General features: G+C 70.9%; 19 protein-coding genes and 1 pseudogene. 14 read left to right on the top strand and 6 right to left on the bottom strand.

What is annotated here, in order from left to right:
- Positions 1 to 121: 121 nt before the first annotated feature.
- Positions 122 to 1,153: a hypothetical protein gene (locus tag ACFWB8_RS29265; protein WP_385233553.1), complete on the bottom strand. Its 1,032-nt coding sequence runs from the start codon at positions 1,151 to 1,153 to the stop codon at positions 122 to 124.
- Positions 1,154 to 1,443: 290 nt separating this feature from the next.
- Here ACFWB8_RS29265 and ACFWB8_RS29260 point away from each other — a divergent pair, with 290 nt between their 5' ends.
- A complete protein-coding gene (locus tag ACFWB8_RS29260) occupies positions 1,444 to 1,848 on the top strand; it encodes a hypothetical protein (protein WP_385233550.1) in 405 nt (134 codons plus the stop codon).
- Between the two features lie 514 nt (positions 1,849 to 2,362).
- Here ACFWB8_RS29260 and ACFWB8_RS29255 read toward each other — a convergent pair.
- On the bottom strand, positions 2,363 to 3,979 hold the full coding sequence (locus ACFWB8_RS29255) for a phospholipase D family protein (RefSeq protein WP_385233547.1): 1,617 nt from the start codon (positions 3,977 to 3,979) through the stop codon (positions 2,363 to 2,365).
- A gap of 22 nt (positions 3,980 to 4,001) precedes the next feature.
- The gene (locus ACFWB8_RS29250; protein ID WP_385233544.1) at positions 4,002 to 4,592 is read right to left on the bottom strand and encodes a hypothetical protein; all 591 of its coding nucleotides are present in this window, start codon (positions 4,590 to 4,592) and stop codon (positions 4,002 to 4,004) included.
- A gap of 261 nt (positions 4,593 to 4,853) precedes the next feature.
- Between ACFWB8_RS29250 and ACFWB8_RS29245 the strand changes: the two genes are divergently transcribed.
- Positions 4,854 to 5,201 carry a hypothetical protein gene (locus ACFWB8_RS29245; protein WP_385233541.1) on the top strand — a complete coding sequence of 116 codons (348 nt, stop codon included), beginning with the start codon at positions 4,854 to 4,856 and terminating at the stop codon, positions 5,199 to 5,201.
- Between the two features lie 215 nt (positions 5,202 to 5,416).
- Here ACFWB8_RS29245 and ACFWB8_RS29240 read toward each other — a convergent pair.
- Positions 5,417 to 6,753, bottom strand: a pseudogene (locus ACFWB8_RS29240) (IS256 family transposase).
- 329 nt (positions 6,754 to 7,082) lie between these two features.
- Between ACFWB8_RS29240 and ACFWB8_RS29235 the strand changes: the two are divergent.
- On the top strand, positions 7,083 to 7,799 hold the full coding sequence (locus ACFWB8_RS29235; protein ID WP_385233538.1) for a hypothetical protein: 717 nt from the start codon (positions 7,083 to 7,085) through the stop codon (positions 7,797 to 7,799).
- Between the two features lie 388 nt (positions 7,800 to 8,187).
- On the opposite strand, the gene ACFWB8_RS29230 is transcribed toward ACFWB8_RS29235, so the two are convergent.
- Positions 8,188 to 8,790 carry a hypothetical protein gene (locus ACFWB8_RS29230; RefSeq protein WP_385233535.1) on the bottom strand — a complete coding sequence of 201 codons (603 nt, stop codon included), beginning with the start codon at positions 8,788 to 8,790 and terminating at the stop codon, positions 8,188 to 8,190.
- 873 nt (positions 8,791 to 9,663) lie between these two features.
- Between ACFWB8_RS29230 and ACFWB8_RS29225 the strand changes: the two genes are divergently transcribed.
- The 4 genes from ACFWB8_RS29225 to ACFWB8_RS29210 all read left to right on the top strand — a co-directional run bounded on the left by ACFWB8_RS29225 (position 9,664) and on the right by ACFWB8_RS29210 (position 12,480).
- Positions 9,664 to 9,855, top strand: coding sequence for a hypothetical protein (locus tag ACFWB8_RS29225; protein ID WP_385233532.1), 192 nt, complete (start codon positions 9,664 to 9,666; stop codon positions 9,853 to 9,855).
- A gap of 263 nt (positions 9,856 to 10,118) precedes the next feature.
- The gene (locus ACFWB8_RS29220) at positions 10,119 to 11,054 is read left to right on the top strand and encodes a hypothetical protein (protein WP_385233529.1); all 936 of its coding nucleotides are present in this window, start codon (positions 10,119 to 10,121) and stop codon (positions 11,052 to 11,054) included.
- 421 nt (positions 11,055 to 11,475) lie between these two features.
- Positions 11,476 to 11,772 carry a hypothetical protein gene (locus tag ACFWB8_RS29215; protein WP_385233526.1) on the top strand — a complete coding sequence of 99 codons (297 nt, stop codon included), beginning with the start codon at positions 11,476 to 11,478 and terminating at the stop codon, positions 11,770 to 11,772.
- A 156-nt stretch (positions 11,773 to 11,928) separates the two neighbouring features.
- Positions 11,929 to 12,480, top strand: a complete 552-nt coding sequence (locus ACFWB8_RS29210; RefSeq protein WP_385233523.1) for a hypothetical protein — start codon at positions 11,929 to 11,931, stop codon at positions 12,478 to 12,480.
- Between the two features lie 85 nt (positions 12,481 to 12,565).
- On the opposite strand, the gene ACFWB8_RS29205 is transcribed toward ACFWB8_RS29210, so the two are convergent.
- Positions 12,566 to 13,342, bottom strand: a complete 777-nt coding sequence (locus tag ACFWB8_RS29205; RefSeq protein ID WP_385233520.1) for an alpha/beta fold hydrolase — start codon at positions 13,340 to 13,342, stop codon at positions 12,566 to 12,568.
- A gap of 125 nt (positions 13,343 to 13,467) precedes the next feature.
- Between ACFWB8_RS29205 and ACFWB8_RS29200 the strand changes: the two genes are divergently transcribed.
- From ACFWB8_RS29200 to ACFWB8_RS29170, 7 genes are all read left to right on the top strand, one after another.
- Positions 13,468 to 14,007: a PadR family transcriptional regulator gene (locus ACFWB8_RS29200; RefSeq protein ID WP_385233517.1), complete on the top strand. Its 540-nt coding sequence runs from the start codon at positions 13,468 to 13,470 to the stop codon at positions 14,005 to 14,007.
- A gap of 140 nt (positions 14,008 to 14,147) precedes the next feature.
- A complete protein-coding gene (locus tag ACFWB8_RS29195) occupies positions 14,148 to 15,419 on the top strand; it encodes a hypothetical protein (protein WP_385233514.1) in 1,272 nt (423 codons plus the stop codon).
- A 626-nt stretch (positions 15,420 to 16,045) separates the two neighbouring features.
- A complete protein-coding gene (locus ACFWB8_RS29190) occupies positions 16,046 to 16,549 on the top strand; it encodes an RNA polymerase sigma factor (RefSeq protein ID WP_385233511.1) in 504 nt (167 codons plus the stop codon).
- On the top strand, positions 16,546 to 17,370 hold the full coding sequence (locus ACFWB8_RS29185) for a zf-HC2 domain-containing protein (RefSeq protein WP_385233509.1): 825 nt from the start codon (positions 16,546 to 16,548) through the stop codon (positions 17,368 to 17,370). Before ACFWB8_RS29190 ends, ACFWB8_RS29185 begins: the two co-directional genes overlap by 4 nt.
- Positions 17,371 to 17,402: 32 nt before the next feature.
- Positions 17,403 to 18,212 carry an ABC transporter ATP-binding protein gene (locus ACFWB8_RS29180; RefSeq protein ID WP_385233507.1) on the top strand — a complete coding sequence of 270 codons (810 nt, stop codon included), beginning with the start codon at positions 17,403 to 17,405 and terminating at the stop codon, positions 18,210 to 18,212.
- Entirely contained in the window at positions 18,209 to 19,597 is a 1,389-nt protein-coding gene (locus tag ACFWB8_RS29175) for a hypothetical protein (protein WP_385233505.1), read from the top strand. Before ACFWB8_RS29180 ends, ACFWB8_RS29175 begins: the two co-directional genes overlap by 4 nt.
- Positions 19,594 to 20,169, top strand: a complete 576-nt coding sequence (locus ACFWB8_RS29170; RefSeq protein WP_385233503.1) for a hypothetical protein — start codon at positions 19,594 to 19,596, stop codon at positions 20,167 to 20,169. The genes ACFWB8_RS29175 and ACFWB8_RS29170 overlap by 4 nt, the downstream gene beginning before the upstream one ends.
- Positions 20,170 to 20,189 lie beyond the last annotated feature (20 nt).

Genomic DNA, 20,189 nt, shown 5'->3' with positions numbered 1-20,189 from the left:
GGTCAGGCCCCCACCCTCCGGATAACGCATACCACCGGCATACCGCAGGGATCATGAACTGTCACTCCCCGACGACAACCCGCAAAGCTCAGTAGCGGGGGATCTGACTGGCAGCAAACGGTCACTCTGTGTTGACGCTCATGGCGGCGACGGGACGCGTCCGCAGCCAGTACGAGCGGGCCGCGATGGTCAGGGCGATGCCGTAAACGGCGAAGGCAATCATCCCGATCCAGCCGACCAGCAGCGCGTCACCCGAGGAGTGGAAGTCGCCGCGCCGCATCGTCACCACGCCGGCCGTGGCCAGGGCCAAGTATCCGACCCCCACAATGCCGTACGGGGCGAGCGTGGCAGCGCCGAGCAGAGCCGGGGCGAGCGGGAGCCAGCGCGGCACCCGTCGGCCGCGCAGGAACAGCGTCCAGCCCGGGAAGACCTGCCCCCACGGGCGGACCAGGCCCCAAAGCAGGAAAACGCCGAGCACGGCCAACAGCGCGGTGGGGTCCAGGCCCCAGGACTCCAGGGTGAGGAAGATTCCCGAGGCACCGTTCCGCTTTGAGACCGCGAGAAGCTCCTCACCGGTGATCCCCGCGAACGTCCCGCCGGATGCCCAGACCAGCTTCATCGCCGCGTACGGGACGAAGGCCAGCGTCCCTGCCCAGGGCGCGAGTTGGAGGGGCTGCGGTGCAACGGACGGCGCTCGTACGGCAGTACCAGCGGGCAGGCGGTCGGACCGGGCCGTGGCCGCGAGCAGGACCGCCCCGACCGCCGCGAGAGCCTTGTTCGCGGCGGAGGCCCGGCTGTCCACTCCCTGCCCGAGCATCAGGGTGATCACATCCATCAGCAGGCTGAACGCGGTGATCCCTGCCAGCCCGCAAACCACCCAGAGCAGCACCCGCAACGGGGGCAGCAGCCCGTACAGCGCCACCGCTCCGCTGACCAACGTCCCCAGCGCACCCACCGCCACGACCGCCCAACCCAGCCCGGAGGTCCCTGAGTCACCGCCGTGGTAGAGCAAGGACGTCCCGCTCAGTGCGCACGCCAGGCCGAAGCCGGCATACAGCACCGCCCACAGCATCGTTGCCCAGGCCACCCAGCGCGGCCATCGCTGCCACCAGGCACTCCAGAGCGCCTTCATCGTCCGTTCGACACTGGTCATGTTCTGAACGTCGCACCGAACGCGGCGGGGTGGCGTCGGCCGCGGGCACGATCTCCCTCCCCCAGCCGGGTGAATGGCCTCTGAGGCCAAGGTATGAGCTACGGGGCGTGACGTCTCAACTCGCCGTCCGCGGGGAGTCTGGGCTGGCCGCACACAGGTACGCAGCTACCGTTGGGAGGCGCCCCCCAGCGTTGCCGGGGCGCCCACGTACCTCCGGTCCGCAGGCGCCCTCGGCCTTCCCATGGAGACGGCCTGGACCTGGTGCCCCGGGGGCTTGCAAGATGGTCCGTATGACCAACGAACGGGCCGCGGCGGGCCCCGTAGGGGCGGGCGGGATCCCGCTCCCGCTTCCCCCGGGAACCACCTGGCACGTCACGGGCTCGGGCGTCTTTCCTCACGCCGCGCGGGCCGGGGGATGCTGGTGGGTCCTGCGGCTCAACGACTTCCCCGAGCACCCGCTCTACACCCTCTTCGCCGATGGCCGGCGCGTCGCCGACGTGAACGATGTCCCGTCCGACTGGCGGCGACTGTCGGACGCTTCGGCCCCCGTTCTCACCACGTTCGAATGCGCCGAGATTCTCGAGCTCATGGCCGGACTCGGCCCGTACGGCGCGGAGTACGGCAACCCGTGCACCGGCGACTGGTGCACCTGCGAGGTCCTCACGGATGCCTATGTACGCCAGGAGGCCGGCTGAAGGCCCGGCGGGGACTAGACCAATTCGTGCGGCTCATCTGACCGTTCGTCGATGTGTGTTGCCGACCGACAACAACGCCATCGTCGTCTTGCGTCCCGGCCCCGCCCACGATCCCACACGTTCCACATGCTGCGCCGCCTGCCCGATGCCCCTGCCGCGCCGCCGCAGCGGCCTCCGGGGGCGCGTGGAGGCGGGGGAGAGACCGATGTCCCGGCGGCGGGTGTCCGGGCAGGTTTCCGTTATGGGCTCCCGATCCCTTCTTCCAGAAGGCTTCAGGCCCATGTTCGTTGATGAGCTGTCGCTCCATCTCGTGGATGGGACACATCCCTTGCTCGCGCGGTCGGCCCAACCGTGTTCCCCGGGCGCGGACGTGGCGGGGGACGCAACGGCGGCTTCGGCCGCGCTGCGAGCCCGACTCCGTCGGTCTGGTGGTGGACCGGGGCGGAACCTTCCGGCACCCCATGCGGCTCAAGCGGCCGCGCCTGTACGTCACGGCAGAGGACGCCAGCCGCGGTCAGAAGGCGTTGCGCCGCCGAAGGCCGAACGTACGCCCGTCCGGGTCGACGAGGAGCCGGTACAGCGGCATGGTGAAGCGGCGTTCGGCGTAAGAGAGGTCGGGCGGACGGTAGGCACGCAGTCGGCCGGGCGGTTTCGGGCCGCGGCCGCCACCCTCGTGCCAGGCGTCCAGCGCGGCAGCGCTCGCGGCGAACGCCTCGAAGGCCCGTACCGGGTCGCACAGCGGGTCCGGGTCGCCGGGGGCGTCGGGCTCGGGGACGTCGAGGTGTTCGCGGGAAAGTTCCAGCCGCAGCTCCCTCGCGAAGCGGCGGGCGCCGTCACCCAGCCCGGCGGGGTCGGCGGGCGCGCGGCCGTCCACGTCGTCGTCCAGGACAGCGCAGTTGAGTTCCGAGTCGTGGGTCCAGGACCGGAGGTTGATGTTGTCGGATCCGATCGTGGCCCACACGTCGTCGACGGCGCACACCTTGGCGTGCACGTACACAGGAGTGCCGGCGCGGTTCTCCAGCCCGTAGACCGCCACCCGTCCGCCGCCCGCCTCGCGCAGTTTGTCCAGCGCCTTGACCCGTCCGACCAGGTTCATGGGCCGGGACAGCCGGCCGTCCTGGTCGGGCACGGTGGGTATCACGGCGATCAGGCGGAGTTCGGGGTTCTCGCTCAGCGCCCGGGCGAAGGACTCCACCACCTCGGGGGACCAGAGGTACTGGTCTTCCAGGTAGATGAGCCGCCTGGCCCGCTTCAGCGCCTTGAGGTAGCTGCGCGCGACGCTGCGCTCCCCGTCCGGCGCGAAGGGGTAGCCGCGCAGCAGCCGGTTCGGGTAGGTGCGCAGTACCTGCACGGTGTGGTTGCCGCAGGGCGGGGGGTCGGGGAGCTGTGGCGGGATGGGATCCGCGTAGGTGTCCTCCCTGTTGAGGAGCCCCCGCAGCTTGACAAGCGGGCTGCGGCTCAGCGCGGCCGGGTCCTCCCAGCGTTCGCGGAACCCCGCCTCGATGTCACCGACGGCCGGTCCCCGGACGGCCAGTTGGACATCGTGCCAAGGTGGCCGGGGACCGTAGGCTGCCGCCAAAGGCATCGCCTGCGGATCCCCGTGGTGCGAGGCGTCGTCGTTGCGGCTGTGGCACAGGTCGATCCCGCCGACGTAGGCCACGTCGAGGGCGGGGCGGCCGGGGTGGCGCAGGACGACCAGCTTCTGGTGGTGGCTTCCTCCGGGGCGGACCCGCATGTCGAGCAGGCATTCGCCACCCGCCGCGGCGATCTCCTCCCCGAGGTGCCGGTTCTCGCTCTCGCTGAACCGCAATCCGTCCAGGTGGGAGCGCCAGAGGAGGCCCTTGACGATCACGCCGCGCGCGGCCGCCCCCGCCAGCACCGCGCCGATCTCGGTGCCCTCGCCGTCGAGCCGTTCGTCGGGGTCGCCGCGCCAGTCCGTGAAGAAGAGGAGGTCTCCCCGGCGCTGGGCCCGGATGTTCCGCAGGAGCTCCGCGAAGTACGTGGCGCCGTGCACGAGCGGGCGCGCCTCGTTGCCGCGGGTCCAGGCGGCTCCGTCGGGGTGGCGGCTGTCCAGCCGGGTGGCCGTGTTCCCGCGTTCACCAGCGGTGAGCATCCAGTCACTGCGTTTCATTTATGACGCCTCCCTCGACCGACTACCCGCCCGGCACGGTTTCAGACACGGGTGTCCCGAGCGCGCGTCGACGCCGAGCTCGCCCGCGGGTACGTCCGCCCCGGAGGTGCCCCCCTCCTTCCCCGTCCCTCCGGGGTCCCGGCCGGACGCGGCCCAGGCGGGTGCCCGAGCGCCGGCCGGGGATCCGGTCCGCGAGTCCGTCGGGCAGCGGCTCCGGGAGCTGATCCGGCGGCAGGGCGCGCAGGTTCCGGGTGCTCTGGGTGAACTGTTTGGTCGGCGGCTGCGCGGGCAGCGAGGTCAGCACCGGGCGCACCGCCATGATGTCCTCGCTGACCGGGGCGGGCAGCCAGCCGGCGGACGGGCCGGGGCGAACGGCCCGGGCCTGGGACGCCTGGGACGCCTGGGACCCCAGGGAACCGATCAGCTCGGCCGGGGTGGGCCGCCGGGCGGGATCCTTGGCCAGGCAGGCCGCCACCAGCGGACGGAGGTTTTCGGGGACTGCGTCGAGGGGGGCGGTGTGCACGACGCGGAAGAGCACCCCGGCCGCCGCGCCGCCGCCGAACAGGTCCTCGCCGCTCGCCGCGAAGGCGATGGTCGAGCCCAGGGAGAACATGTCCGTCGCGGGGGTGAGGGGGCTCCGGCCCCGGTACCGCCTGCTCCGGTCTTGGTCCGCCGCAGCTCCGTGACGGCGGTGGCCCGGAGGGCCGAATCCGGCTGTCCCGGCAGCAGGCCCGCGGTGGCACGCCCTGCGCCGCGGGGCATTCTTCCTCCTTTGGCCGTCATCCCGCCGGGTGCGCAGCGGATGCCTTCCGGCGTGCGGCAGGCCAGGCTGCGGTCAAGGGCAGCTTTCACTGGACAGACGAGGACCGAAACCATGTCCCACCTCCGGCATATCGGCGTCATCACCGGGGCGGCACTGCTGCTGCTCACGGCCACGGCCTGCTCGGCCGACAGGACCACCGTGGGCACACTCAGCTTCCGCGCCCACGACTCCCCGGTCGAGGTCACGTACACGAACACCCCCGTGCAGGGCTGCCACAAGGTCGGTCTGCCGCGCGGCGCAGCCCACGTGAAGAACAACACGCTGGTCGACATCGTCCTGTACCGGACGCCGGGGTGCCAGAAGACAGACAAGGCCGACGGAATCTATGTCGCGACCTCCACCTCGAACGTGACCGCCCCCGGCAGCCTGCCGTGGCGCAGCTTCACCGTCGTCCACTGACCGGTTCCAAGGCCGTGCCGGAGGGCGCCACCGCCCCTGTCAGGCCGCACAACCGTTCGACAAGCGTGCCTGTACCTCAGCCGCCAGGTCACCCCCGCCCTTGACCTGGCCTTTCAGGGATCAGAAACCGGTTCTCAACCTCAACTTCGGGGTCTATCACGAATTAGGTGTGGTTCGTCTGTTTGGCCTACGCCTTGTTTGTTGGGCTTTCTGGCCTATACCTGATTGGCGGTAAGGCGGCCGTCGAAGAGGACGTCGAATTCGTTGAGGGCTGCCTTCCAGCGGTTGCTCCAGCGTTGACGGCCCCGGCCGGTGGGATCGAGAGCGAGCGTGGCGAGGTAGAGGCGCTTGAGTGCTGCGGTCTCGTTCGGGAAGTGTCCACAGGCCTGTGCCGCCCGCCGGTAGCGCGCGTTCAAGCTCTCGATCGCGTTGGTCGTGTAGACGACTTGGCGGATCGCGGGCGGCAGGGAAAGGAACGGGACGAACTCGTTCCAGGATCGTTCCCAGATCCCGCTGATCGAGGGATACCGGCTGTCCCACTTCTCCTGGAACTCGGTCAGCCGGCTTCGGGCCTGTGTTTCATCGACAGCGGTGTAAACGGGCTTGAGATCCCGGGCGATCTCAGCCGTATCCCGACGCGATGCGTATCGCAAGCTGTTCCGGATCAGGTGAACCACACACGTTGCACGACGGTTTGGGGCCAGATCGCGCTGACGGCCTCGGGCAGTGCGGTCAGGCCGTCGCAGACCAGCATGAGGACGTCCTTCACGCCGCGGTTACGGATCTCCGTCAGCACGGTCTGCCAGTACTTGGCGCCCTCGCCGCCCTGGCCGGTCCACAGTCCGAGGATTTCGCGGTAGCCGTCCGCGGTGACCGCGATCGCCACGTAGACGGGCCTGTTGGCGACCTGCCCGTCCCGAATGCGCACGTGGATCGCGTCGATGAACACCACCGGATACACCGGATCGAGCGGACGGGTACGCCATTCCGCCATCGATTCCAGTGCCTTGTCCGTGATCGTGGAGACCGTTTCCTTCGACGTGGTCATTCCGTAGACCTCGGCGAGATGGGCGACGATCTCCCCGGACGTCAGGCCTTTCCCCGTGAGCGAGAGGACCATTTCGTCCAGGGCTCCGGTCCGGCGGGCGTATTTCGGCAGGAGTCCGGGACGGAACGTCCCGAGCCGGTCACGCGGCACGTTCACCACCAGCGGACCGACCTCGGTCATCACCTTCTTCGCCCGGTAACCGTCGCGCATATTCCCGCCCGAACGCGAGCCCCTGCCGCCGGCCCGCACCGATTCATCAGCCAGATGCAGGTCCATCTCCGCCTCGAGCGCAGCCTGCATCAAATGCTGAGCGAGCTCGGGAAGAATGCCGCCCTCACCCATCAGCCGAAGACCACCGGCAGCGGTCTTCTCCGCCGCGAGCGCGGCCAGTTCTTCCAGCAGTTCGACCGACAGACCGTTCTCGGATACCGGCATCGCCTTCACACCAGAACCCTCAGCAGTCCCACCAGCCCTGGCAAGCGACACGCCGCCGGCCATCCCGATCGTGTGACCCGCCGTCGTACCCATCAGATGACTCCTTCGAGGAAGGAACCCACCTAATTCATGACACTCCCCCAGGCGACTTACACAAGATCGCTGACACGCTCCCCCCGGGCGGTTTCTAGGGGCCTTCGCGCGCTCGGAAAGAGTCGACTTTGACCAGGCGGTGAGGCTCAGCTGGGTGTCTCCGAGGTGCACAGTGACGGGTGGATCACAAGGCGTCCGGGGCGACCCGGCCGACGGGGAGCACAACCCGGCCGTCCGGCGTTGGATCCTTGAAGGGAGCGGTCTCGTTGGACACACCGCACTACCCGAGCGACGAGGAGGGCCCGATGAGCACGGCTGACGAGGGACGGCAGTGGCCGGACGCGGTCAGTGTCGACAACGCGAGGACGACGCTGCTGCAGCTCCTCGCCCGGGCGGGGGTCCCTTCCGGTGACGCGTGGGAACTGATCGGGCTCGTGGAGGTGGGTGCGCTGGCTCTCTCGCACAAGGAGCTGAGCAGCGGCGGCCGCAACGCGCCGGGCGACAAGGGCGAGGCGTACGAGTCGGGCTGGCGCGACGGCGCCGGGTATGTCTTGGAGGAGCTCGGCGCCATTGCCGAGCGGACCCTGCTACGGGTCGTGAGCCCCGACGGGCAGCAGGACCCGGCTGAGGAGCGTCCGCGGGCCGGGCGCATGGAGGTGGAGCGGGCGCGGGTGGCGCTCCAGCCTCTGTACCTGTCGTTCACCGCGGTCTCGGAGCTGGATCCGGAGGTGACGGAGGAGGTCCTCGCCGCCGTCCTCGGCACGATGGGCCCCAGGCAGCGGGCCGGGTACGCCGGGCGGCTGACACAGTTCGCCACGGCCCACCGGAGCCGGCTGGAGCGGCTGTTCGCGGAGTTCGGACCGGGCAGCGCCACCATGGTCCACGGCCGCTATTCGCTTCTCCACTCCGCCACGAGCATCGCCGTGCTGGAGCGGCTCGACGCCGCACCGCAGGAGCTGCGGGAGGAGTGGGACGCCGCGGAGCTGCCGCCCGCGTGGCTGGACGGCCTGACGACCGTTTGAAACGCCCCGGCCTGACTGTGCCGCCTGCGGGGCGATCACCCGAGCCCGCCCTGGCTCGGCCACAGTTCCTTGCCCGGGGCCGCTACGAAACCGCGGGCTGCCTGCGCGTTGGCCGGACGGCAGGGCCGCAGCCTCCTGCTTCTCCATCGCGCCGCCTCCCGAGCCCGTACCGGAAGCGGATTGCGTACCTGCGCGGGCGGCGCTCCCGCAGGCGTGTCTGGCCGGTGGCGCGGGCGATGCTCGGGGCACACGCGCCGCAGGCTCGCCACCTGCGGAGATCCCCCCGAGTCGCAGGTGGAGAGCACACCCATCGATCTCGGCCCTTCGGCTCATGCCCAGGGGCCGACACGGACTGGCCAGGGACCGCTGGTTCGACTGAGAGGGAGGGTCAATACTTGGCGGCGAGACTCACCTGGGTGTCGCCTCCGGCCCCTTCGAGCCGCCATCGCAGCCACTTGCGGTCCGGCGCGTTCGTGCTCGCGGACAGCCAGTGTCCGGGGACGACGGCGCCGTGCCAGTTCTCCACCCAGAAGCACTCGTGGCCGCCTACACAGAAGGGGCCGACGCAGATGCACTCCCACACGTCGACGAACAGGGTGCCGTTGCGCGAACCTTCCGATCCGACCATCGCGATCCCGGTCCCGTAGCCCACGGCGTGATCCGTGCCGCAGATCGCCCAGTCCCAGCCCTGCACACAGGCCTGGGCGCCGTTGCAGAAGTTGTTCTTGAACCAGATCTGTTCGTTCGTGGTGCGGATGGCCGCCTCGCTGTAGCCGACAGGTTCGCCGGCCGACTGCACTCCCGCCTCGGGCGGGGCCGCGATGTCGCCTGTGGTGGCGGGGAGTTGGTCGAGGGCACGTCCGCCTTCCACGATCGCCCGCATTCCGGAAGGAAAGTCGAGGATCTGCAAGGCGTGGTCGTCCCCCAGATCCATGATGGTGCTGGCTCGCGGCGGGAGCCCGTGCTTGATGCGGGTGTTGGTGGTGGTCATCGCAGCTTTCCTCCCTGTGGCACCGAGTGCGCGCCGATGACGCGTCCGGCAAAGGCGGGTGTGCTGAAAGGAATTGGGGAGATCGCCAGAGGTCCGGTCAGGGACTCTCGGCCGTACGTCTCCATTCCTCTTCAGTCTGGCACGGTGCGCGCCGACTGTCGTGCCGGCCCGCGCCGTCCGTCGCTCACCCGGCGGCGAAGTCGGCCTGGCCTGGGCGACGGTTCCGGGGTACTCATCGCGCTTGGTGTGCTCGGCTCCGTGGGCGGACGGTCCGCCGGAACTTGCAGAGGTCAGCTGACGAAGCCGCCGTCGACCGGACCAGTCGTGACACCACCACACCTGTGGCACGCGGCTTCGGCGTGCCGCACCAGCGCTGACCCGTCGAAACGCTCCTCGGAACATTCGCGCCACACGGATTGGGCCCCAGAGAACCGCCTGTGCCAGGGCTGTGTGGTCTAGCCCGGACCTGAGTCTCTGACGCACCCCAGCGCAGGGGTGAACATTGATGACCTGCCTGGTTGTCTTGCCGGAGGCTGACGCACGGGGGCTGATGGGGGAGTCAGGCCCGCCTCTGGTGGTGCGGGGCGGGGCTCGGGTGGTTGTTGAGTGACGTTCTGTGTGAGCAGGAACGAGCGGCTTGGCGACAGTCGTGGTGGAGACGTCCGTGTATGAGGTCGGATGCCGAATCTCCTCAGTCGCTTCCGGCTCCTCGTCTGACTCGAGCCAGCGGACTGCTGCGGCGAGGTTTCGGCGAGAGGCTCGGGCTCGGATCCAGCCGGCGGGTACGTCGAATCGTGCCGCGTCGTGGAGGTAATCGGTGCAGCCCAGCACGATGACCCGTCCCGAGGGCGCGTGGAGGCTCGCCTCGACGACGTGGTCGAAGTCGTCGCTGTCGTCGGCCGGCTGATGTGCGAGGACATGGACATCGACCGCCACGGTGTCGTTGACGGCGGTGCCGATGGCCAGGGCGTCTTCGATGACGCCGGGCCCGTCCAGGACGGTCTGTTCGGTCCACACGTTGCTCAAATCACCCAGGGCGGGGCTGCCTTCGGACGACGCCGCTGACCGGGTGATCCGAACATGAATGGGGGCACTCTGGCCGCGGCGGTCACCCGTACGGCCCATCGACAAGCACGTGTGAACTGCCTGTGTGATATTCGAGTGGGCAGGAATCCCGGATGTTACCGGAGGTAACCATCACATCCATTGGACACTGAACGGCGCCGGGACCGACACCCAGGTGAGTCCCGCGGCCCGCTACGGCTCATGAGCCGGGACACGGGTGGGGGGTTCGTCAGTCGCGTATGCCGGAAGAGAAGGAGCACGAGATGACCTACACGGAGAAGTACGCGGGCCCGGACACATCTTCGATGGATCTTCAGATCTCCATTCGTGATGACGCGACTCAGGCCGATCGGCAGAACGCGGAGCGTTCCGTCGCGGCACTCGTCGAGCGTTCTGCTTCGGCGCTCGCGCGTGACCGCGCCGCGGAAGCCGAAGTGGCGGAGTTGACGGCTTCACTGGACGCACCCTTCGTGAAGCTGATCGAAGGAGACCCCTCCGCAGTCAGAGCGCTCGAGGACCTTCGCGCCCGCCAACTCGTGCGCCCCGACGCGGCCGGCACGCTCGCTGACGGCGGTCTGTCCGCCTCGGCTTACGACACCGCACCCATGGGACCGCAAGGGGCGAGCCTGCGGTCCCTGGGTTTCGTCCCGCCGTACGACTTCAGTTGGTCCTGGCACGACGGGAACGGCCACCCGCCGTTCAATCGGCTCCTGGAGCGGCCCACCGGCCGCGTCGGTCTGGACGCCCGGTCGGGGTTGCTGGACGGCGGAGCGGCCGGGTTCGTCAACGCGCACGCCGGTTTCGGAGTGTTCCTCAGATCCGACACCCCGGGGCAGAGGTTCCCTCATGCGGTCCTCAATCCCGGTCGCTTCAGCCATGTGATGAAGGCGGTCGGCGTGGGCAGCAATGCGACCTCCGAGGGCGGATTCGAGCTCACCGTGTTCGAGGACGGGCGACTGCTGGTCGCCGCCAGCCGCAAACTGTGGCGCGCGAGGATCAGTGCGGGCGAATCCTCGTCCGGAGGGGAGGGAGCGCACCTGATCACCGGGCCGGAACTCCAGTTCACGATCCAGCCGGGCCGTGGGTACACGTTCAACGCAGGCATCTGGGTGTACAGCGACCGGTCCACCGGAGTCGGTGGGGCGGCGGTGCAGTCCCTGCTGCAAGGCGTGGTGACCAGGATGTGGGTCTTCGGCTGAGCGGAGCCGGCCCTCGCCCGCATGGGGCGTGCAGCGGAGTTCACGCGGCGGCACGGCGGAACTCCGGGCCGCAGGTCCTGCCGCTTCCGTCGGGCAGCGGACGTTCCCCACGCGACCTTGCCCGTCACCTCGGCGACGTCACCTTGGGGACCATGCGCCGACAACTCGACCGATGGGCATGCCACGGACACATCCGCAAAACCGGACTCGCCGCCTACACCAGCCAAGGCACCCGGTAACCCCTTGCCGCCAGCAAGAATCGTCACTACCCGGCCCTGGATCAAGCCCACCCCTGGCCTGCCGGCGCCCTCCTCGCCTCCCGTGGCCAGTACCGCATCCGCCGAGCCCAAGGCGCAGAGTTGAGCCGGCGTTCACCCACCGGCCATCTACCCGGCTGCGCCGATGATCTACATTCCGCCACGTGGAGATACCTCTGTGGTTCCGCTGGATCGCCCTGGCGATCGGCGCGCTGAGTCTTGTCGGCGCCTACGCCGCCCTGCGTCGATACCGTGCGGCCAAGCTGCACGACCCCCGCCGCCCGGAAGCCGCGCTGGACATGGCCGACTCCCTCCTCGGGGCCTCGCTGCTCGTCGCCTTCGCTTTCGAGCGGTACGGCCTCGGCCTGTTCGTACTAGCGGTGCAGGGGGTCGTCCTCGGCATGAAAGCGATCCTCGGCCTGCGCCGACGCCGCGCCGTGGTGAAGCCGCCCTTGACCTAGCTTTGGCGGGGGAGGAGGGCTCGTACGGTTTTGCCACAAGTCCGACGCGGGCGGGCCGGGCTACGTGCGTTCCCTGATGTGGCCGGCCGCCCACGAATACTTCGACCTCCCTCAGGACGTCGACAGGGCCAACTACTCGAAGCTGTGGGGCTGATCATGAGCATGAAGACGTGGGCGGCTGCCGGGACGGCGGCCACCGTGCTCCTCGGGGGCGGCGGTTGGTATGTCTGGGGGAGCGGCGGGGAGTCGCACACGGAGAGCCTGTGCGGGACGCCTTCCGGCGGCACGGATACCGAGGTGGCGGCCAGCGCGCAGGGCATCGCCTTGGTGGAGGCCACCGGCGAGACCGCACACGACCCGAAGGCCGTCGGCGCCGAGAATCCCCAGCGCGTCACGACGCCGGTGCGGATCGTGGAGGCGATGAAGGGGAAGTTCGCCCCGGCCATCGGGGTGTCGCAGCGGGTAGAGCTCGGCGGGGCTCCCGGCTCGTTCAAGGTGGACACCTCGAACCGCGAGGTGATGATGGAGCCGGGGCAGCGGTACGTGGTCGCGATCGGCCCCGGCGACCTGGAGGCGCATCCGGGGACGACGACGTTCTCCACGCTGATCCAGCCCGCGCGCCGGGGCGCGGCCGGGGAGGCCGACTACTGGCGGGGCGTGATCGCGAAGGCGCCGCCGAAGCCGGTGTGCGACGACACCGTCACCTAGGCTCGGGTGGTCCCCGTTCGCCGTGTTGCCGTGGCAGCCGCCGTCCCGCCGCGCCGGAGGGGTGAGCGGTGCGGCTCCCGCTGTGTCAGGCCTCTCGCAGGGCGCGGGCGGTGGCCTGGGCGAAGGCATCCGGGTTGTCCAGCATGATGTTGTGCCCGCAGTCCGGGATCGACACCACCTCGATTCCCGCCTCGGCGAGTTCCTGCGCGCCGGCAAGCGGCTGGTCGGCCTCAGGCCGCAGATAGGTGCGCGGGATCGGCAGGACCATCAGCGTGTCGCGTATGGCGGGCTTGGTGCCGAGGGCCCGGTGCATCGCGCTGCGGTACAGCGCCTCGCGCCCGGCCAGCCGCATGGTGGACCACCAGTGCGGCCCGACGTCCTCGCGAACCTGGTGCCACCCGCTGGCCAGGAACTCCTCCTCGGTATAGGCGGCGATGCCGCTCACCCCGGGCTGGCCGTGCACCACCGGCACCGGGTCGAGGGTGGCGTCGACCAGGACGAGTCGGCCGACCAGGTGCGGGTGGCGGCTGGCCAGCACGATGGCCACCGCGCCGCCCATGCTGTGCCCGATGACGTCCGCCGCCTGGACCTCGGCCGCTTCCAGCGCCGCTGCCACGGCGTCGGCATGGTCCTCCAGGGTGTAGGCGAAGTCGGCGGGGCGGTCGCTGATGCCGAAGCCCAGCAGGTCGACCAGCAGGGAGCGGTGGCCGGCCAGGGCAGGGTGTGCGGCGGAGGCCGCGAAGTACGGCGCGGCGGAGGCGCCGAGCCCGTGCAGGTAGACACGGGTGGCCCGCCGGGGGTCTCCGGGCATCTCCACCCAGCGGATTCGCGCCCCTCCGGGGGTCACCAGGGCGTCGCGCATGACTCCTCCTCCATCACTCGATCGCTCGGTCGTAGGCCCGGCAGCCGGTTGCCCAGCCATCCGAAAGCATCGCCAAGATTATACATCGGCCCCGATATATAGAGGCGGTGAGGCATGATGGCATCGTGTTGGAACTGGCGATCCTGGGTTTCCTGTACGAGCAGCCGCTGCACGGCTACGAGCTGAAGCGGCGCGTCGCGCATCTCACCGGCCACGTCCGGCCGATCGCTGACGGCACCCTCTATCCGGCCATCAAGCGACTGGAGAAGGCCGGGCTGCTGAGCCGGCAGACCGAGCCCGGCACCCGGGCGGCACCCCGGCACGTCCTCACCCTGACCGGCATGGGCCAGGACGACCTGCGCCGACGCCTGCGTGAGGCCGACGGCGTCGAGATCAGCGACGAGAACCACTGGTTCACCGTCTTGGCCTTCCTGCGCCACCTGGAGGACCCCGGCCAGCAAGCCGCAGTCCTCCGCCGCCGCCTGGCCTTCCTCCAGGAGCCGAGCAGCTTCTTCTACGAGGGCGAACGCCCGCTCGGTGCCGAGGAGTTCGACGACCCCTTCCGTCAGGGCTTGCTGACCATCGCCCGCGCCACGAGCCGCACCGAGCTGCACTGGTTGGACACCACCCTGAAGGCACTCACCTCCGAGGTGGACACAAACTGACGCTCCGGGTCCGTCTTCCCTCGGGGGAGCGTCGCCGATGACGGCTCACCCGGGCTCGATTCGCAGAGACCGCCCGCTCCGGCGGGGCCGGGCCGATACCGCGTGGCGGGCGGGCCTCTGATCGGGCAGGGTGCCGGGTGATGAGCGACGAAGACGAGATGACCTACGCCCGTTTCGACTCGGTCGAGGGCCTGCTGCAACGGGGGCGCGGCTTGGGCGCCGTGCTGGCCCTTCAGGACCCGCATGGGGCCGCCGCGTTTGCGTACGACGGGATCCGCCGGGACTGGACATGGGACCAGACTGACGACCGGGCCCTCTACCTGGCACGGCTGGTCCGGGACTTGGAGCTGTCCCCGACACCGGTAGTCGACCTGCTGGCCGGGGACGAGTCGGCCTGTTTGCGGGCCGCAGAGCTGCTGGAGCTGCTCGCCCTCGGCGGATCGGAGGAAGCCCGGGAGGGTCTGCGGGCCTATGTCCGGGAGGGAGAGCACTGGGTTCGCGTGCTGGAGTCGGTCTCGGCCGGCTGGCCGGCTGAGTGGTGGGAGGACCTGGGCGACGTCGCGCGCGCCCGGATCGGGGCGGAGCAGGAGCTTCCGTGGTGCCCCGATCCCTGGACCCGGTTCGGGGTCGAGGTGCAGGCCCGTCCGTTCGCCGCGCGCCCGTCACTGGACGGGCTGGGCGACGAGGAGCTGCTCGCCCTGCTGGCCAGTGCCCGTACCGCCGACGACACGAAGATCGACGCCCTGCGCGCGCTGACCCGCCGGGACCCGGTCCCGCAGCTGATCCCGCTCGTACCCTTGCTGGGCACCCGGGACGGCCGCCGGTCCCTGCCCGTCCTGCGCTGGGCGGTTGACGAGCTCGGGGATCTCGCAGTGCCGGCGGCGCGCGGGTGGGCGGCGGACGAGCGGCAGTGGCTGGCCCGGCTGGGAGCGGACGTCCTGGCCGACCACCCCGGCCCCGAGGCGCTGCCGGGGCTCGTGGCGGAACTCTCCGAGCAGTGGGCGGCGCGCGCCTGGTGCGGCCCCGACCGGACGGCGAAGCGGCTGGCCCACTTCGGACCCGCCGCAGCCGGTGCCGCGCCCGTGCTGCGGCGCTACTGGCTGCACACCCCGCACTCGTACGAGCGGGCCGTCTACCTGGAGGCGCTCGCCGCGATCGACCGGGGCGGGCTGGACCGGGCGCACACCGAATCGCTCTGGGACTGCGAGGAGCGGGCGCGGCTGCTGGGGATCGCCTCGGCCCCCGACCATCCGCAGATCCTGGAACGGATCGCGGCACTGCGCGACGACCCGATGGAGACCCCCGAAGTACAGGCCGCCGCAGCAGCACGGCTGTCCGAACGGGTAGAGCCATCCGCCGGGTGCCTCCCGTACTCAGGTTCCGGCTCACTTTCCGTGAAGCGTTCACCGTGAGTGACGGTTGGAGGCCCGCGCCGCCGTCTGTCCCACCGGCCCCCGGCGCGTCGCCTACGGCGTCTCCGGGGCCCTTCTCCTCGCTCACGCGCGCTCGCATGCGGACCTGAGCACGACAGGGCCGGCTCCAACTACCCGGCGGAAACGTCCGCGAAGGAGACGGGGGCTTCCTGTTCTTGAACGATGGCTGAGAAGGACGAGGCAGGGCAAAGGGGTTCCGAAGTTCCCGCGCCTGCCCGTTAACGATGTCGGCAGTCCTGTGGCCCCCCCGACTCAACAGGGCCAGGCCCGCGGTCTCCCTGCTCGCAGAGACAGGGCTTCGGTTGGCGAGTGAGTGCTTCAGCTGGCGGGCTGGGCCTTCGGCATCGAGTGCGGCTGCGAGCCAGTCGGCGTACTCGGTCAGGGCTGCGCCGAGGAGGGTGAAGCACCGGGAGACGCCAGGGTTCGCCATGAGCCGGGTCGAAGCCGGCGGCCGGGTTGCCCGGGGATCGCAAACCTCCGCACGCGACACCGTGACGCAGATCACGGCCGATGCAGAACCTGCGCGCCGCAGCGGCCGTCTGGCTGGTGTGAGATCACGCAGGAGAACACTGGATGAGCTGGACGAGGAAGGCCTCCTCCGGCTGGTGGCCAGAGGTGACCGCGGGGCGTTCGACGAGTTGTACCGGCGCACGTCACCGTGGCTGGCGGTGCGGCTGCGCCGCCGCTGCGCGGACGAGCAGATCGTCGCCGAGGTCATGCAGGAGACCTATCTGGCGGTGTGGCGCGCGGCCGGCGCGTTCGCCGGGAGCGCGATCGGTGGGACGGGCGTCGGGTGGGTGTGGACGATCGCGGCGCGCCGCCTCGTGGATGCGTTCCGGCGCCGTGCCCACCACGCCGAACCGCCGGTCGCCGCCGCCGAGCGGGCGGTGGTGCCCGCGGCGGAGGACGAGGCGCTCGCCAGGGCCGTGGGCGGCGACGTCGGTGACGCGCTGCGGCAACTGGCGCCGGAACTCCGCCAGGTACTGCAGGCCATGGTGCTGGACGGGCTCTCCGTCCGGGAGACCGCGGTCCTGCTCAGACTGCCCGAAGGCACGGTCAAGACCCGCGCCCGCCGGGCCCGGATCGCGATGCGGGAGGTGCTGGCATGAGCGCGGAACATTCGTCACATGCGTGGATGCGGGTGATCGACGACTACGCACGGGGTGACACGGAGATCGCCGCGGACACGCTGTGGGCGCTGGAGTCCCATCTGGAGACGTGCGCGCTGTGCCGCAGCCGCCTGTCGGCCTCCGTGGCCACCGAGGCGCCCGGCATCGCCGCGCTCGTCGACACCGTCCGGGCCGGTCTGGCCCCGCAGCTGGACGCGGCCGTCAGGGCGCCCTCGCGGCGGTACCGCCCGAGGTGGGTGTCGGCCTGGACGACCCCGGTCATGGTCCCGTGGCTGGCCATGACCGTCACCGTGACCCTGCTGGCGCTGCTGCTGGCGGCGGCCGGGGCGCCGGCGGTCTCCGGTGCCGCCTCGCCCGCGCTGCTGATCGCGCCCGTGCTGCCGCTGTGCGCCGTCGCCGCGGCGTGGTCGCGCAGCCTGGACCCGGCGCACGAACTGACGGCCTCCACGCCCCGGGCCGGTCTGCCCCTGCTGCTCCGGCGCACCATCTCGGTACTCGCCGTGGTGCTGCCCGCGCTCCTGGTGGAGGGCTGGCTGACCGGAGCCATGACGGCCGCTCAGTGGTTGCTGCCCTCGCTGGCCTTCACCTCCACCGCCCTGGCACTGGGCAGCGTTGTCGGCGTGACCCGCGCCGCCACCGGGCTGGTGGTCGCGTGGGGCGTCGTCGTCGCGGCACCCGCCTGGGGCACCGGCCGCGTCCCCGTCGTCCTGCGGCCGGACCACATGCCCGTGTGGGGAGCGCTCCTCGTGCTCGGCACCGGAGCCGTGATCGCCCGCAGACGCGCGTACTCAGCGCTGTGAAACCCTGCTCGACCCTCGAAAGGGACCACCGCATGACACCCACCACGAGCGCGGCTGCCACCGCGCCGAAGACCTACGCCTGGGAGATCCGGGCCACCGGACTGAAAGTGCGGGCCGGACGCAAGAAGATGGCGGTCGACGGGCTCGACCTCTCGCTCGGCACCGGCGCCCACGGCCTGCTGGGGCCCAACGGAGCGGGAAAGACCACCCTGATCCGGGCACTGGCCACCGTGCTGCGCCCCGCCGCGGGCGAACTGGAGCTGCTCGGCGACTCCGTGAGCGGGATGGGTGACCACCGGGCGCTGCGCCGCCGCATCGGCTACCTGCCGCAGGAGTTCGGCTACTACAAGCGCTTCACGGTCCGTGAGTTCGTCGAGTACGTGGCCTGGCTGAAGGAGGTTCCGAAGGCTGACGTCCCCGCGGCCGTCCAGCGGGCCGTGGAACGGGTGGGCCTGGCGGACCGCGCCGACCATCGGATGAAGACCCTGTCCGGAGGCATGGTGCGGCGCGCCGGCATCGCCCAGGCCATCGTCAACGACCCCGCGCTGCTGCTGCTGGACGAGCCGACGGCCGGCCTGGACCCGGCGCAGCGGCTGCGCTTCCGCGAGCTGCTGCAGGAACTGGGCCGCGAAACCTGTGTGGTCGTCTCCACCCACCTGGTCGAGGACGTCGCGGCCGCCTGCTCCGACGTGGTGCTCTTCGCCGACGGCCACCTCGTCTTCCAGGGCACGCCGGAGGACCTGGCCGCGGCGGGCGGCACCGAGCACCCGGGCGACAGCCCACTGGAGCGCGGCTACTCGGCGCTGCTCCGCACCAACGAGTCGCAGGGCGGCACCTGGTGAGCGGGCGCGTGCTGAGGATCGAGCTGAAGCGCTCCGCCGCCCCCTGGGCCGGCCTCGTGATCCTGGGAGGAAGCCTGGCGTTCCTCTATCTGATCAACGGACTGTGGTGGTACGGCACCGCGGCGTGGACGGCCCAGTGGACGTCGATGGCGCTGACCACCCGTTGCATGCTGGCCTACGGATGGCCGATCGCGGTGGGCCTCGGGGCGCTGCACGGGCTGCGCGACTCCCGCTCGCGGATGACCGAACTGCTGACGACCACGCCGCTGCCGGCCTGGCGCCGGGCGGCGCTGCCGGCCGGCGCGACGGCGATCTCGTTGGCGGCGGCCTTCGGCCTGCTCGTCCTCTGGGGCGCGGTCCAGGTGGCGCTCGGTAGCGCCACCTACCTGCCCCTCGGTTGGCTGCCGATCTCGCTGGTGGCGGCGCTGGCCCTGGTCGCGGGGGCCGTGTTCGGCATGGGCGTCGCACGGGCCCTGCCCTCCGTCTTCACCCCGCCGCTCCTGGTGCTGCTCTTCCTGATGATGACCGTCCTGCTGCGGCAGAACACGGACGGGGAACTGCCGTCGGGCATCGCGCCGAACCGGCTCGCCCAACTGTCCCCCGTGACCGATGTGCCGCGGGAGATGCTGCTGACCCTGTCCGGTGCCGTGCACCTCGGCCAGACGCTCTGGCTGCTCGGCCTGCTCGCCACCGGCTTCGCACTGCTGGTGGCCGCGACCCGCCGGGCCCGGCTGCTCGCGGTGGCCCCCGTCCTGGCCGGCGCGGCCCTGGCCCTGCTGATCCTTCCGGCCGCCGGGCGCGACACCTACGTCGTCGACAAGGCCGCCGCCACCCTGGTCTGCGACGGCCCGGTGTGCGTGACGCAGGTGAACCGCTCGCGCCTGCCCGAGCTCGCGCCGCGCGGCAAGGAGGCGCTGCGCGCGCTGCACGACGTCCTGGGTGACGAGGCGCCGAACTCGGTGCGGGAGGACACCGAGCTGCGCGCGCTCGGCGACCAACGCCAACTCTCCGGCGACGTGGTGCTGATCGACTTCGACGACCCGCTGATCGTCCGTGCGGCGGGGGCGGGAATGACCCGCCTCCTGGTCGCACAGGGCCTGTCACCGAACTGCCAGCCGATCACCGTTCGGGAGGGCGGAGGGGTCGACATCCCCGCACAGAGCATCGCCGTGAGCTGGGCCCTCGGCGATCACCAGCTCGAACCGCTGCAGAAGCCGGACACCGACGAGTACTCGCAGCGTGCATGGGCGAACGCCAAGGTCGCCTGGGAGAAGCTGACGGCCCTTCCGCCGGCCGAGCAGCGCTCGCGGATCGCCCAGGCGCATGCCGCCGCGCTCTCCTGCAAGAACGAGCTCGCGGCGCTGACGGGGGAGACATCCCCATGAGATGGCTGATGCTGTACGCGCGTTCACGGCAGGTGCCCGCCTCGGCCGCCGCGGTCACGCTCCTCGCGCTGGCGGTGTGGGCCCTCAACCAGGGCAGCGGCGAGGGCCCGGCGGACCTGGGGATCGCGGTCCTGGTCCTCACCACGAACGTGGCGGCTGCTTCCGTCGGGCTCGGCGGGCAGGATGCCGCGCTGGACCGGACGGCCGCGATCCGGTGGATGCCCCGGCGGGCGGCGCACGTGCTGCTGATCGGCGCGGTCGCCGGGGCGGCGCTGCTGGCGGTCCAGGCGGCGGGGCCGAAGCTCGCCCCGGCTGCGCTCGTCGTCCGGGACAGCGCGGGCCTGGTCGGCCTGGCCGCGCTCGGGGCGGTGCTGTGCGGGGCACCGTTCGCATGGACCCTGCCGACCGGCTGGCTCGCGTTCACCCTCCTCGTCCCGCCTGCGCCCGGCATCGCGGGAGAGGTGGGCAGCTGGATGATCATTTCCCCCGCCACGACGGCGTCCGCCGCGACCGCGTGGGCCCTGCTGGCGACCGGCACCGTGCTGTACGCCGCAGCAGGACCGAGACGGTAACGGACGCGCCCCGCGCCGAC

This window comes from Streptomyces sp. NPDC060031 (genome assembly GCF_042736805.1).
GTDB lineage: Bacteria > Actinomycetota > Actinomycetes > Streptomycetales > Streptomycetaceae > Streptomyces.
Note: the sequence above shows the minus strand (reverse complement) of the source record. Positions and strands in the feature narration are given on the sequence as shown.